General features: G+C 44.0%; 11 protein-coding genes. 7 read left to right on the forward strand and 4 right to left on the reverse strand.

Annotated elements, in window-relative coordinates; all coding sequences use genetic code 11:
• The 6 genes from QZY09_RS04710 to tnpA form a co-directional block, all read left to right on the forward strand.
• The coding region (locus QZY09_RS04710; RefSeq protein ID WP_295668821.1) for a hypothetical protein at nucleotides 1-251 on the forward strand (251 nt) is incomplete at its 5' end.
• Between the two features lie 167 nt (nucleotides 252-418).
• Nucleotides 419-1,948 carry a glutamine-hydrolyzing GMP synthase gene (guaA, locus tag QZY09_RS04715; protein ID WP_295668824.1) on the forward strand — a complete coding sequence of 510 codons (1,530 nt, stop codon included), beginning with the start codon at nucleotides 419-421 and terminating at the stop codon, nucleotides 1,946-1,948.
• The gene (locus QZY09_RS04720) at nucleotides 1,905-3,155 is read left to right on the forward strand and encodes an ABC transporter substrate-binding protein (protein WP_295668827.1); all 1,251 of its coding nucleotides are present in this window, start codon (nucleotides 1,905-1,907) and stop codon (nucleotides 3,153-3,155) included. The genes guaA and QZY09_RS04720 overlap by 44 nt, the downstream gene beginning before the upstream one ends.
• The gene (locus tag QZY09_RS04725) at nucleotides 3,152-4,321 is read left to right on the forward strand and encodes an RsmB/NOP family class I SAM-dependent RNA methyltransferase (protein ID WP_295668830.1); all 1,170 of its coding nucleotides are present in this window, start codon (nucleotides 3,152-3,154) and stop codon (nucleotides 4,319-4,321) included. Before QZY09_RS04720 ends, QZY09_RS04725 begins: the two co-directional genes overlap by 4 nt.
• 84 nt (nucleotides 4,322-4,405) lie before the next feature.
• Nucleotides 4,406-5,248, forward strand: coding sequence for a hypothetical protein (locus QZY09_RS04730; RefSeq protein ID WP_295668833.1), 843 nt, complete (start codon nucleotides 4,406-4,408; stop codon nucleotides 5,246-5,248).
• A gap of 1,115 nt (nucleotides 5,249-6,363) precedes the next feature.
• Nucleotides 6,364-6,831 (forward strand): IS200/IS605 family transposase, encoded by a 468-nt coding sequence (gene tnpA, locus QZY09_RS04735; RefSeq protein WP_295668836.1) that lies wholly within the window; start codon nucleotides 6,364-6,366, stop codon nucleotides 6,829-6,831.
• Between the two features lie 105 nt (nucleotides 6,832-6,936).
• Here tnpA and QZY09_RS04740 read toward each other — a convergent pair whose 3' ends face one another.
• The 4 genes from QZY09_RS04740 to QZY09_RS04755 all read right to left on the reverse strand — a co-directional run bounded on the left by QZY09_RS04740 (nucleotide 6,937) and on the right by QZY09_RS04755 (nucleotide 13,119).
• A complete protein-coding gene (locus tag QZY09_RS04740; RefSeq protein WP_295668839.1) occupies nucleotides 6,937-7,506 on the reverse strand; it encodes a MarC family protein in 570 nt (189 codons plus the stop codon).
• A gap of 217 nt (nucleotides 7,507-7,723) precedes the next feature.
• Complete coding sequence (locus tag QZY09_RS04745; RefSeq protein WP_295668841.1) at nucleotides 7,724-8,887, reverse strand: MFS transporter; 1,164 nt, start codon at nucleotides 8,885-8,887, stop codon at nucleotides 7,724-7,726.
• Between the two features lie 239 nt (nucleotides 8,888-9,126).
• The gene (locus QZY09_RS04750) at nucleotides 9,127-10,653 is read right to left on the reverse strand and encodes an amino acid permease (protein ID WP_295668843.1); all 1,527 of its coding nucleotides are present in this window, start codon (nucleotides 10,651-10,653) and stop codon (nucleotides 9,127-9,129) included.
• A gap of 228 nt (nucleotides 10,654-10,881) precedes the next feature.
• Nucleotides 10,882-13,119 carry a sodium-translocating pyrophosphatase gene (locus tag QZY09_RS04755; RefSeq protein WP_295668846.1) on the reverse strand — a complete coding sequence of 746 codons (2,238 nt, stop codon included), beginning with the start codon at nucleotides 13,117-13,119 and terminating at the stop codon, nucleotides 10,882-10,884.
• A 154-nt stretch (nucleotides 13,120-13,273) separates the two neighbouring features.
• On the opposite strand from QZY09_RS04755, the gene QZY09_RS04760 reads away from it, so the two are divergent.
• On the forward strand, nucleotides 13,274-14,340 hold a 1,067-nt coding region (locus QZY09_RS04760), incomplete at its 3' end, for an APC family permease (RefSeq protein WP_295668848.1).

Genomic DNA, 14,340 nt, shown 5'->3' on the forward strand with positions numbered 1-14,340 from the left:
GCGACATCAAAAAAACAGAGGAAATGATTTCTTTGCATAAGGATGATGAGTTTCAGTTAATAATTGACCAGTGTGAGGCCATTAAGGCTAAACAAATGGCTGAATTTATTGATGAACTGGCAAAACCACCGTTTCAATCAGCAGAAAGTTTCTCGGTTATAAAATTGATGATTGATAAGTTTTATCCCTCACTCAGCGCGGATTCGGTTAAGCTAAAGGAATTAGGAAAATTAGCGTCAGCTATTGGTTGATTTTTTATTCACCGGAAATCCTTCCAAAGTATCACAAAGGTTGGTTGATTTGCACGGGCGGATTGCTTCGTTCTTACAACGACAATAAATTTAACTTTCCAACATTACAACGTTCCAACTTTCCAACAAAAATTCCGAATTCCCAAATCAAAAACCTATCTTTGCCCATGCAAGAAAAAATCCTTATTCTTGACTTTGGCTCGCAGTTTACGCAACTCATCGCGCGCCGTGTCAGGGAACTCAATATTTACTGCGAGATCCACCCATTCAATCATTTTCCTGAAGTTGACAGCAGTGTAAAGGGTATCATCCTTTCGGGCAGCCCGTATTCTGTAAGACAGGACGACGCGCCCAATTTCGATTTTAAAAAATTTCATGGCACTTTGCCTGTTTTAGGCGTTTGCTATGGCGCACAACACATCGCGCATAATAACGGCGGCGAAGTATTGCCCTCCAGCACACGCGAATATGGCCGTGCCAATTTGCAATACATCAGTGAGCATAACCCGTTGTTTAAGCTCATCTCACCCGGCTCACAAGTATGGATGTCGCACGGGGATACCATTGCCAGCATCGGCGATGATTTTGAAGTAATTGCCAGCACGGATACTGTAAAAGTAGCCGCCTTCCATATAAAAAACACGCAAACTTATGGCATACAGTTCCACCCTGAAGTAACACACAGTGTTGACGGCAAGCAATTGCTGTTTAACTTTTTGGTGGATATCTGCGGATGCAAGCAAGACTGGACGCCTGATTCCTTTGTTGAAACGTCTATAGCTGCACTTAAAGAGAAGCTGGGCGATGATAAGGTAGTCTTGGGCCTTTCGGGCGGTGTTGATTCATCGGTGGCGGCGGTATTGCTGCACCATGCCATCGGCAAAAACCTGCATTGCATTTTTGTTGATAACGGGCTTTTACGCAAGGATGAATACCAATCGGTATTAGATTCGTACCAGCACATGGGCCTGAATATAAAGGGCGTTGATGCCAAACAGCGTTTTTATGATGCATTGGCTGGCTTAACAGATCCGGAGAAAAAGCGCAAAGCCATCGGCCGCGTGTTCATCGAAGTTTTTGACGACGAGGCGCACCGGGTTGAGGATGTAAAATGGCTGGGGCAGGGTACTATCTACCCGGACGTGATCGAATCCGTTTCGGTTAAAGGACCATCAGCAACCATTAAATCACACCATAATGTTGGGGGGCTGCCTGATTTTATGAAATTGAAGGTTGTTGAGCCGTTAAATACCCTATTTAAAGACGAAGTACGCCGTGTAGGCAAAGCTTTAGGCATTGATCCGAATATTTTAGGCAGGCACCCTTTCCCGGGTCCGGGACTGGCTATCAGGATCTTAGGCGAGGTTACACCGCAAAAAGTGGCTATTTTACAGGAAGCCGATGCGATTTATATCAACAATTTGCGGTCGGCCGGTGTTTATGATAAAGTTTGGCAGGCAGGGTCCATATTTTTACCGGTACAATCGGTAGGGGTTATGGGCGATGAACGCACTTACGAAAACGTGATCTGCCTGCGCGCAGTGGAATCGTTGGATGGGATGACAGCCGATTGGTGCCACCTGCCGTATGATCTGCTGGCGAAGATCAGTAACGAGATCATCAATAATGTAAAAGGTATTAACCGGGTAGTATATGACATCAGTAGTAAGCCGCCTGCAACCATTGAGTGGGAATAGGTGGTTCATCTTTTTATTTATAGCGCTGTTAGGGGCTGCATGTTCACCAAAACTGAAGCCTGTAGCGGTACGCCCTGTTACTAAGGAACCTGAAAGACCGGCTGAGAAACCTCAGCCGGTAAAAGAAAATAAGCCGGTTGCGCCAAAAACATCAACGATAGCTTTATTGCTACCGTTTGGCCTTGACCGTTTGGCCCCCGGAGCTTCCTATAGCAGCTCAAGTTTGCATGAAGCTGACATAGCAGTCGGCTATTATCAGGGCTTTAAATTAGCGCTCGATTCGCTTACTGGTAAGGGCTATAATTATAAACTGATGGTTTATGATACGCGGGGTGATAAGGCACAGTCGCACAGCCTCGCCAATAACCCGGCGATAAGGGCCAGCGACATGGTGGTGGGCCCTGTGTTTCCGGATGATATAAAAGCTTTTACAGGTAACTTTACCAGTATGCGTCAGCCTGTGGTGTCACCATTATCTCCGGCATCGCCTGCCGCGTACAAAAACCAGCAGGTGATCACGATGGTGCCCCCCCTGGAGTACCACGCCTGGGCGGCCGCGAAATATATCAAGGAAAATATCAATCCGGAGAAAATATTCGTACTGCGTTCGGGCTTTAATGAAGAAAACGAATACCTCATCCCCCTAAAAAAAGCAATTGACAGCCTGGGCAAAAAACACATCAAAATCATTACCCTTACGGTAATCCACGGGCAGTTAAGTTCATTAATACCGCAATTCAGCACCAACGGTACAAATGTATTTATCATACCCGCAACCGACCAGCATTTTTTAACAATCACGCTGCGGTCGCTGGATTCATTGCATAATTTGTACCCCGTAACGGTTTTCGGGCATCCCAATTGGGTCAATTTTTCCTTTTTAAAGGCGGAGCTGCTGCAACGTTTGGATACTTATATTACATCGTCTGACCGGATCAATTACAAAGCCGAAAACATCATCGCCTTTATGCGCCGTTATCGTGAAGCTTACCATACCGAAGCTACCGCCTTTGCCATAAAAGGCTTTGACGAAGGGCTATACCTGGGGCGCCAACTATCCGAAGGAAATCTTAAAAATTTAGCGCAAACTGAATATTCGGGCTTGCACAATGATTTTAAGTTTGAGAAAAAAGCGGGGCTTGGTTGGATAAATACCCATGTTTCCGTGTATAAATATGCTAACTTTGAGCTGAAAAAGGTAGAATGAAGGCAATTAACCAGCTTAAAACGTTTCAGCGTATTTTGGATGAATATCCGGCAGAAACGCCCCTAAGCAAATTTCTACCGGGCTTTTACCGCCAGAACAAGCAAATGGGTTCAACCGACCGGCGGGTTGCCAGTCGTTTGGTTTATAATTATTTCCGCCTGGGCCGGGCATTACCCAATTTACCTGCAGCTGAACGCCTTTTTATCGCGGAGTTTTTATGCAATACGCAGCTCAATTCGTTTTTACAACATTTTAAACCCGAATGGGCCGCCTGTATTGATTTTAGCGTGGCCGATAAGTTGGCGATGGTAAAAGCAGTACACCCGGATTTTGTTTTAGATGACGTTTTCCCCTGGACAGGCCAGCTTTCCGCAGGCATTGATAAAGATGCATTACTAAAGTCCTTTTTTGTGCAACCGGACTTGTTTATCAGGGTATATAAAGGTTTTGAAAACCAGGTAAAAGCGGCCCTGGCAGTTGCCGAAGTTGCTTTTAAAGATGAAGGCAATGGCTGTTTAGCACTTTTTAATGGCACCCGGCTGGAAACGATTATTACGAATCCTCATTGGTACGAGGTGCAGGACTTTTCCTCGCAGCAAACTGCCCAATATTTTAAGCCCAATAAATGGGATTACTGGTGGGATGCCTGTGCAGCCTCGGGCGGCAAATCGCTTTTACTGCACGACCAGGAGCCAACCGTAAAACTGGTAGTTTCCGACATCCGCGAATCTATTTTAGCCAATTTAGACGAACGTTTTCAGCAGGCCGGGCTTACTAAATATCAAAAGAAACTACTGGATCTAACTGAAAACAACGACCTGCTCCTGCATGATTACGCATTCGACGGGATTATCCTTGATGCACCCTGCAGTGGATCGGGCACCTGGGGCCGCACCCCGGAGATGATCAGCCAGTTTGATACCCATAAAATCGAGTTCTTCCAGCGCCTGCAGCAAAGCATTGCACGCAATGTGGTTAAATATCTTAAACCAGGTAAGCCGCTCATTTATATCACCTGCTCTGTTTTTAAAGCAGAGAATGAGGATTTGGTCAGTTTTATGGTGAAAGAATTGGGATTAAAGCTGGAGGAGCAAACGGTTTTAAAGGGGTATGGGAATAAGGCGGATACGATGTATATCGCACGGCTAGGCCCCCTAACCCCCTGAAGGGGGAATTTTTGATTTACCCGATTTGAATCGGTAACTTAGTGGATCTTAAAAGGTATATTCCTGAATCTTTGTCCAATTCGAATGAAAAACTCAATATTAGCCTTACTTATTGCCTTGAATACTTTTTCTTGTTTCTCGCAATCATTTCCAAAAAAGCAAACCTTAATACCTTTGAGCAATGTTAACGGTGTGCCGTTTTATAAAGCTGAGGAGATGGGTGATATAGGAATAAATGGCTTCGAAATCGATGATAAGGGTAATTTCTTCTTTTTTGGCGGCGAAAGGAATGGCTGCCTGGCATGTTTTAACGGCTCCAAACAGGTTTACCGCAAAAACTACAACGATTTGTCAAAGGGGAGTGAGCTACACCTTCATAAAAACAACATGTATGGTTTCACCTTCGATCGAAATGGCAATCGAGTCTATATAAAAATAAATGCCGCGAACGGGTCGATCATTAAATTACCAAATCAGTTTGAACCTTCAAACAGTTCTGACAAAATATTTATCGATAGCTGCATTATTTTCGAGTTTTCCGGCGCCAACGATTCAAAGAATTATTACGAACAATACACGCTAACCGGTAAATTCATCAAGAAGACATCAAAAATCACTGAAATACGCTCCCTATTTTTTCCACAGGCGGGCAATGACCCAATATATAGCTTCGTGGGGGAATGGAATGATGACTATGTGTTTTGGGGTAAAAGCGATTTAGATGCGCCTTACCAACTTTATCTTGTCGACGATAAGGGTAAAATATTGGCCAAAGGAATCATACCGAAAGGCTTGACCGGTAAGGGCTATTTCGAAGAGCCTGATGAAGACAGGAAAGTTCGAAACGGTAGTTTTTTTGTATTGGGCCGTAAGGGCAACTATGCATTAATTACCGAGATACCGTTAGCAAGTTTTTTTGAGAAATAAAAAATTAAACTCCCCCTTTAGTGGCTTAAGAGACAACAAATGCGTATTACTCCTGAACAGCTTTATCGCGATAGCCAACAAAATTATTCCCCATAAAAAACACTTATCTATGCCTGTCAAACCAATAATGGGCAGCCACTACGTGGCAATATGTTTTACTATTTGTTTTGCTACAAACGTTTTGCCACTATGGGGCATGAGGTTGGATTAAGATAATTTTTATTTTTAACGGATTGTATAATCCTAAAAAAGTTTAAAAGTTTTAGAACAATCCTGTTATTCGTTTGCAGGTTTCTTAGGTGTGACAAATGTAGTTTCATAATGCCACTCTATAACAAACATTCACTTGCCCCATAGGGGCAATACGTTTGTAGCACCAAACCACCACCCAGTTATTGCCGCGTAGCGGCTACCCTTTGCCGACATGTCGAAAACTTGCGATCCTTTTAAATGGATTGCTTCGATGTGGCAAATGTATTTTTACAATGCCACCCTATAACAAACATTGCCTTGCCCCATCGGGGCAAAACGTTTGTAACAACCCAAACCATCAACAATTTATTGCCGCGTAGCGGCTACCCTTTGCCGACATATTCAAAACTTGCAATCCTTTTAAATGGTTTGCGTCGATGTGGCAAGTGTTTTTATAAGCCCCCTTATAACAAACAATGCCTTGCCCCATCGGGGCAAAACGTTTGTAGCACCAAACCATCAACCATTTACTGCCGCGTAGCGGCTACCCTTTGCCGACATATTCAAAACTTGCAATCCTTTTAAATGGTTTGCGTCGATGTGGCAAGTGTTTTTATAAGCCCCCTTATAACAAACATTGCCTTGCCCCATCGGGGCAAAACGTTTGTAGCACCAAACCATCAACCATTTATTGCCGCGTAGCGGCTACCCTTTGCCGACATATTCAAAACTTGCAATCCTTTCAAACGGATTGCGTCGATCTGGCAAATGTATTTTCATAATACCGCCTTATAACAAACATTACCTTGCCCCATAGGGACAAAACGTTTGTAGCACCCAACCACCACCCATTTATTGCCGCGTAGCGGCTACCCTTTGCCGATTTGCATTAAAGTGTTATTTTTGAAAACACCTTTATCATTATGTCAAACACCTATACCCAACTTTATATTCACTGCGTTTTTGCTGTAAAATTCCGGAAAGCGGTAATACAACCCACCTGGGAGGAACGGCTTCATCAATATATTACCGGCATTTTGCAAAACAATGGTCATAAATTGCTGGCCATAAATTCAATGCCCGATCATTTACATTTTTTTGTCGGACTTAACCCAAAACAATCCATTTCGGATATGATGCGTGTGGCAAAAGGTGATAGTTCAGAATTTATAAATAAAGAAAAATTCACAGAAAGAAAATTTTATTGGCAGGATGGCTATGGCGCATTCAGCAACAGCCGCACACAAATAGACGGTGTGGTTAAATATATTATGAATCAAAAACAACATCATACCAAAAAGACATTTCGTGAAGAATATCTGGAGATATTGAAAGATTACGCCGTTGAATATGACGAAAAATATATATTTCACGACCTGTTAGACGGGTGAAGGGTAGCCACTACGTTGCAATATGTTTTACTATTTATTTTCCTACAAACGTGTTGCGCCTATGGGGCAATAGAATTGCAAATCAATAATTCCCGCATTAAGGAGCTACAAATGCGTATTACTCCTGAACAATTTTATCGCGATAGCCAATAAAATTATCCCGAAAGCTTTTCTTAAGATATTTAGCCCCGTCTTCCCCAGTAGCTTTTCAAGCCATTGCACATTTTTTAGCACCAGGTAAACAAACAGTGTGTTAACCACTATCCCTACCAAAATATCTGATGTTTGGTATTGTGTTTTTAGTGATAGCAGGGTGGTCATGGTACCTGCCCCGGCGATGAGCGGGAAGGCTAATGGTACAATAGACGCTGACGAGGCGACTTCATCCTTAAAAAATCTAACACCAAGGATCATCTCCATGGCTATGATAAAAATCACGAGGGAGCCAGCGATAGCGAAGGAGGAGACATCAAGACCGATAATACTAAGCAGCTCCTCTCCTCCAAATAAGAAGCCAACCATCAGCACTAAAACAGCGATGCTTGCCTTTTCGCTTTGGATATGCCCTACACGTTGCCGCATTTCGATAATGATGGGTATGGCGCCCAGGATATCGATGATGGCAAAAAGGATCATCGTTACGGAAAGGATCTCCCTGAAAATTAATGGATGCATAGCTTGTTAATTATAAACACAAAGTTCCACGAATTTTTTCGAATTACACGAATTAGCGCAAATTATATCCAATTTCACGAATTTGTATATGCTTTCCGCAAACTCGCGTCCCTAACACTTTCCCAAAAGAATTCGTGAAATTCGTGTTATTTAAATTCGTGAAATTCGAATAAATTCGTGACTATTCGTGTTATTTAAATTCGTGACTATTCGTGCTTTATACTTTTGACTTTAACCGGAAACAAAGCAAAGTTGCAACTAAAATATAGAAAGACGATAAAAAGAATACACTATGTACCGAAATAGCAGCCGCCAGCCCGGCAACCAGGGGCCCGATGGTTTGCCCGATAGATCCGTATGACTGGTTAATCCCCAATACTTTGCCTTGTTCGGCGTGATCGACATTATCGGCAATAATGGCGTTGAGCATAGGGTTACGCAGGCCATTGAACAGGCCGTAAACACAAAGGCAGGCAGCAAAAGGGATCAATACAGTGAGGAATCCGGATATAAACATCGCCGCAAAACACAACGCGCTTGACAATAGTAGTATAGTGATTTTTGACGGGAAGATCTTTGTAAAAAGCGGAACGCCCAATTGCGCAATGATCCCGCAAACGCCAAACGAAGCCAGGAAAATGCCCATCGTTGCGGGCGTGAGCTTCAAAATATCCACACTGAACGTTTGAAACCCGATGATCATCGTAAACTGTGCCATGGTCAGTATAAAGCCGGTAAAAATAGCCGTACCGATAATCGGGCGTTTTAATGTGGTGATGAGTGAGGCAAACTTAAACTTGCTGCTGAAGCTCAGCCGTGTTTTTTTATCTGTAAGATTTGTTTCTTTTAACAGAAAAAGTGTGCATAATGTCCCGATAAGCGAAATTCCGGCAGCAAAAAAGAATGGCGCCTGCGGACTGATCTTATTGAACAAGCCGCCGATCAAGGGGCCGATCACAAAGCCAAAAGCAAAGGCAGAACTGAGAATGCCGAAACGCTTTGCCCGGTTCTGCGGCGTTGCCGTATCGGCCACCATGGCCTGGGCTACTGAAATATTTCCGCCGGTCAGGCCGTCAAGTATCCGGGCGGCAAACAACAACCATAAGGCATTGGCTTCGGCAAACAACAAAAAAGAAAAACAGGTACCGGCAAGGCTAATGGCCAGGATAGGCTTTCTGCCCCATTTATCAGAAAGCGAACCTAAAACCGGGGTGGCAAAAAACTGGGCGATGGAAAAAGACGCCGTTAAAACGCCGAGCGTTGTCCCGGTAAGCCCGAAAGTTTTGCCATAGGCATACATCACCGGGACAATGATGCCAAAGCCCAGTGAATTAATAACGCAGACTAATACTAAAACCCAAAGGTTTTTATCGGTTTTCATGCAACTGGTTAAAAGCCTCACCCTGCCCTCTCCAAAGGAGAGGGTTTCTTATTTTTTCCCTTTTTTGACCAATCCTTTTTTTAAGTCCTCTCCTTTGGAGAGGATTATTCACGAAGTTCATTTTTTTTCAATGGCGTTCATGAGGGTTGCACCGTTTAGGTGAGGCCACAACAAAAAAGGTTCCGACGACGCAGAACCTTTTTTGTTACATATTAATCTTGTCTTGATAACGTCTTGTGTTACTTTGTATCTTCAAAATCAGAAGCTTTTGGCAGGATATCGGCTGCGATGCCAAGTTTACTATTCTTCCTGCTATATGCAAAATAAATGATCAAGCCGAATACCATCCATACAAGAGCGCTTAACTGGGTTCTGCCCGGTAAGCTGATGATCATCCCTGCGCATATCAATATACCCAATATAGGCACCAGTGGCACAAATGGCGTTTTAAATGGCCTTACCAGGTTCGGATCTTTTTTACGCAGGATCATTACACCCACGCAAACTACCACGAATGCAAACAAGGTACCGATTGAAGTTAAATCACCGGCGACACTTTCGGGTAAAAATGCAGCAAACAGTCCCACAAAAATGAACAGAATTATATTGCTCTTATAAGGAGTGCTGAATTTAGGGTGAAGGTCAGAAAATACCTTCGGCAATAAACCGTCAGTCGACATGGTATAAAACACCCTCGACTGCCCCAGTAACATCACCAATATTACGGATGAAAAACCTGCAAGGATAGCAACGGTTACCAAAGTAGAAAGCCATGCATAACCTGCCATGTAATGGCTGATGGCATATGCCACAGAAGCTTCTTTACCGGCTTTCATAAAATCAGTATATGGCGCTACACCGGTTAATACCCAGGAGAACACGACATAAAGGATGGTACAGATCACCAATGATCCCAGGATCCCGATTGGCATATCTTTTTTAGGATTCTTAGCTTCCTGTGCTGCTGTTGATACGGCATCAAACCCAATAAAAGCAAAAAACACGATACCTGCACCCCTGACAACGCCACCCCAGCCATGTGTAAAGAATGAGGAGAAAGAATACATTGTACCATCAGGCAATTTTACAGGCTTTGCATCAGCAGGGATCATATAAGGGGTATGATTTGCAGGATTGATAAACTGCCATCCGATGGCGATAAATACCAAAACGATGGCCACTTTTAAAATAACGATAACACTGTTAACGGTTGCTGATTCCTGGGTGCCTTTTATGAGTAATGCTGATAGCAGCAACAAGATCAATAAGGCTGGCAGGTTAATAATGCCATGATGCGATACACCGTTTGTAATGATCGATTCCATGGGCGAATGGCACCATTCGTACGGTATTCGATGCCCCAGCAGGTTATTCGCATATTCACTCCAGCTAATAGATACGGTAGCGGCACCAAGGGCGTATTCTAATATCAATGCCCAGCCAATTATCCAGGCAATAATTTCGCCCATCGTGGCGTACGCATACGTATAAGCGCTACCGGCTATTGGGATAATAGAGGCGAATTCGGCATAGCATAAGCCCGCAAAGGCGCAACCAATCGCCGCGATAATAAACGAGATTGTTACAGCTGACCCGGCGTTACCTCCCGCCGCAGCGGCAGTTCTTACAAAAAGGCCGGCGCCGATTATAGCTCCGATACCAAGGGCAATGAGGTTACCCGCTCCAAGCGTGCGTTTCAGGGTATGCTCACCTTCATCGGCCGAAGCAAGCAATTGTTTAATTGATTTTTTTACAAATAGCTTCATGTTTAATTAATAAGATCAGTTATAATAATATGAGTTCAGTTTCTCCCCAAACGTACTTAAATTTATTGAAAACATAAAGTGCAGAATGTAACAATGGGACGAGTAGAAATTTCAGAATATTGCTGGTTTATTTAGTTGGATCAGGTTGAATAAGTTGATTAGGATTCTGATTAGTTACCGCCGCTGATTCAAAACAAAAAAGGGGCACTTTTCAGTACCCCTTTTTTGTTAGGCTCTTTTATCAACCTTAATTACATGTGTGATCATGGATCGCGGTTGCATCGCCTTTTGAACGGGAGCAACTGTTTTCACATCTTTGTGTAAGTGCGGCGCTATCACCAATGAAACGATCGACATCAATTTAATGAGGATATTCATTGAAGGACCTGAAGTATCTTTAAACGGATCACCAACGGTATCACCGGTCACCGATGCTTTATGCGGTTCCGATTTTTTGTAGAACATTTCGCCGTTGATCATTACGCCTTTTTCAAATGATTTTTTGGCATTATCCCATGCGCCACCGGCATTGCTCTGGAAAATACCCATCAGCACACCTGATACAGTTACGCCTGCTAATAAGCCGCCCAAAACTTCGGGGCCGAAAGCAAAACCAATAATAATTGGGGTGATCAAAGCTATCAAACCTGGGGCAACCATTTCGCGGATGGAAGCTTTGGTGGAGATGGCTACGCATTTTTCGTATTCCGGCTTGCCGGTATACTCCATAATGCCCGGGATCTCGCGGAACTGGCGCCTTACTTCTTCTACCATCGCCATAGCAGCGCGGCCTACTGCCGAGATACATAATGATGAAAAGATGAATGGGATCATACCACCCACAAATAATCCGGCTAATACGTCAGCTTTATAAATATCGATATGCTCTATACCTGCAACACCTACAAAGGCCGCAAATAAAGCCAGCGAGGTTAATGCTGCCGAAGCAATAGCAAAACCCTTACCGGTTGCAGCGGTAGTATTACCTACGGCATCCAGGTTATCTGTACGGTGACGAACTTCTTCAGGTAAACGGCTCATCTCAGCAATACCGCCCGCGTTATCAGCTATAGGCCCGAAAGCATCAATGGATAACTGCATCGCTGTAGTTGCCATCATGCCTGCCGCGGCGATAGATACGCCGTATAAACCAGCAAAATGGTAGGATCCGTATATACCTGATGCAAGCACTAAAATTGGCGCTACAGTTGATTCCATACCTACTGACAAGCCACCGATGATATTGGTAGCATGGCCGGTTGATGACTGGCGGATAATGCTCAATACAGGGCGTTTGCCCATCGCAGTATAATATTCAGTGATCATTGACATCAAAGTACCTACTACAAGGCCTACTGCGATTGCGCCGAAGACACCATTTTTTGTAAATACGATTGAACCATCTTTTAAACCGCCACCGGTAACTTCGTCGCGGATCATATGAAAACTATCAGCCGGAAGCAGCCATTGCACCACAAAATAAGTGGCAATAGCGGTTAATATAATCGACATCCAGTTGCCAATATTCAAAGCATTTTGAACGCTGTCGGTTTCTTTTTTGATCCGTACAAACGCAGCGCCTACAATGGAGAACACCAGGCCTAAACCTGCAATAACCATTGGAAGCAATACCGGTGCGATACCGCCAAAATTATCATTTGAAACAATCTCGCGTCCCAAAACCATTGTAGCCAGCATTGTTGCTACATACGAACCGAAAAGGTCGGCGCCCATACCCGCAACGTCACCAACGTTATCACCTACGTTGTCGGCGATAGTTGCCGGGTTGCGCACGTCATCCTCGGGGATGCCTGCTTCAACTTTACCAACAAGATCGGCGCCTACGTCAGCTGCTTTGGTATAAATACCACCACCAACACGTGCAAACAACGCGATAGATTCAGCACCTAATGAAAATCCGGCTAAAACGTCAAGCGCTTTTGCCATTCCTTCGCCATTAACATTTAAGCCCTGGCTCCTTACGTACATGGTATAAAAAACAATAAATAACGATCCCAGACCGATAATTGCCAAACCGGCAACCCCCAGGCCCATTACGGTACCACCTGTAAACGACACTTTAAGCGCCTGCGCCAGACTGGTACGGGCGGCCTGCGTAGTGCGTACGTTTGCTTTGGTGGCAATGCGCATTCCCAGGTAACCTGCAAAAGCGGATAAAAATGCTCCTACGATAAAGGATATTGCGATAACCGGGCTGGACGTTTTTACGGTTGTACCAGAGTAAGCCAGCAACAGACCCGCCACTACCACAAAGTAGCCCAGTATTTTCCATTCGGCGCGCAAAAATGCCATGGCGCCATCGGCTATATAGCCGGATAGCTTGGTCATCTCTCCGTCGCCGGCATCCTGTTTAGTTACCCAGGCGGCTTTGACGCCCATAAAAACGATCCCGATAAGGCCAAAAACAGGAATTAAATAGATCAAGTAAGTGTTTAATAAATCCATATATAATTTTTAGTTACTAAATATTTTCAATAATATTTTTGAAAGAGTGCAAATATAATTGGTCGGCGCAAATTAGTAAATTAATTTCTTTACAATAGCCTGTCAATTATAAAGTTTTTTGAGTAGTTTAGAAACTTTAATCAAAAACCTTTTAATGGCAACAAAAACAGTACAAGCGAAATTGAAACATGAACTGGGACTGCTGGATGGCACCATGCTGGTGGCAGGCTCCATGATCGGCTCGGGGATCTTTATAGTAAGCGCGGATATTACGCGTAATGTAGGTTCAGCAGGTTGGCTTATAGCCGTTTGGCTCATTACCGGGTTTATGACCATTACCGCTGCGGTGAGTTATGGTGAATTGAGCGCCATGTACCCCAAAGCCGGGGGCCAGTATGTTTATTTAAAGGAAGCTTATAATAAACTGATTGCCTTTTTATACGGCTGGAGTTTTTTCGCAGTGATCCAAACCGGTACAATTGCAGCTGTTGGAGTGGCATTTTCCAAATTCCTTGCTTACATACCAATCTTTCATGCTGTTAGTGAAGACCATATTTTATATCCCTTCAATCATTATTTGGCAAAGGGTGAGGTTAAACCGACATTTTCCATCACCGCCGCGCAATGTGTATCCATCGGGGTTATCCTGTTACTTACCTATATCAACACCAAAGGCGTCAAAAGCGGCAAGCTTATTCAAAATACTTTTACCATCACCAAGCTGTTAAGTTTGTTTGGGTTGATCATTTTCGGCTTTATTGCTTTAAAGGGTGATATATGGCAAGCTAACTGGAGCCATGCCTGGGATTTGCATAACTTAAAACCTGATGGCAGCGTGGTGCCGCTTACCATCGCTACTGCGCTGGGCGCAATTGCAGCGTCTATGGTAGGTTCAATCTTCAGCAGCGATTCGTGGAACAACGTAACTTTTATCGCGGGCGAAATGCATAACCCCAAGCGCAACGTAGGGCTAAGCTTGTTTTTAGGCACGCTCATCGTTACCATTATTTACATATCGGCCAACGTTGTTTATACCGGCGTGTTATCCATGCATGATATAGCTACTGCCGATAAGGACAGGGTAGCTGTTGCGGCTTCGCACGTGATCTTCGGCAATGCAGGCACTTACGTGATCGCCATCATGATCATGATCTCCACCTTCGGCTGCAATAATGGGCTCATTATGGCCGGCGCGAGGGTTTATCATACCATGGCCAAGGA

Origin of the sequence: uncultured Mucilaginibacter sp. (assembly GCF_903913935.1) — a bacterium.
Lineage (GTDB): Bacteria > Bacteroidota > Bacteroidia > Sphingobacteriales > Sphingobacteriaceae > Mucilaginibacter.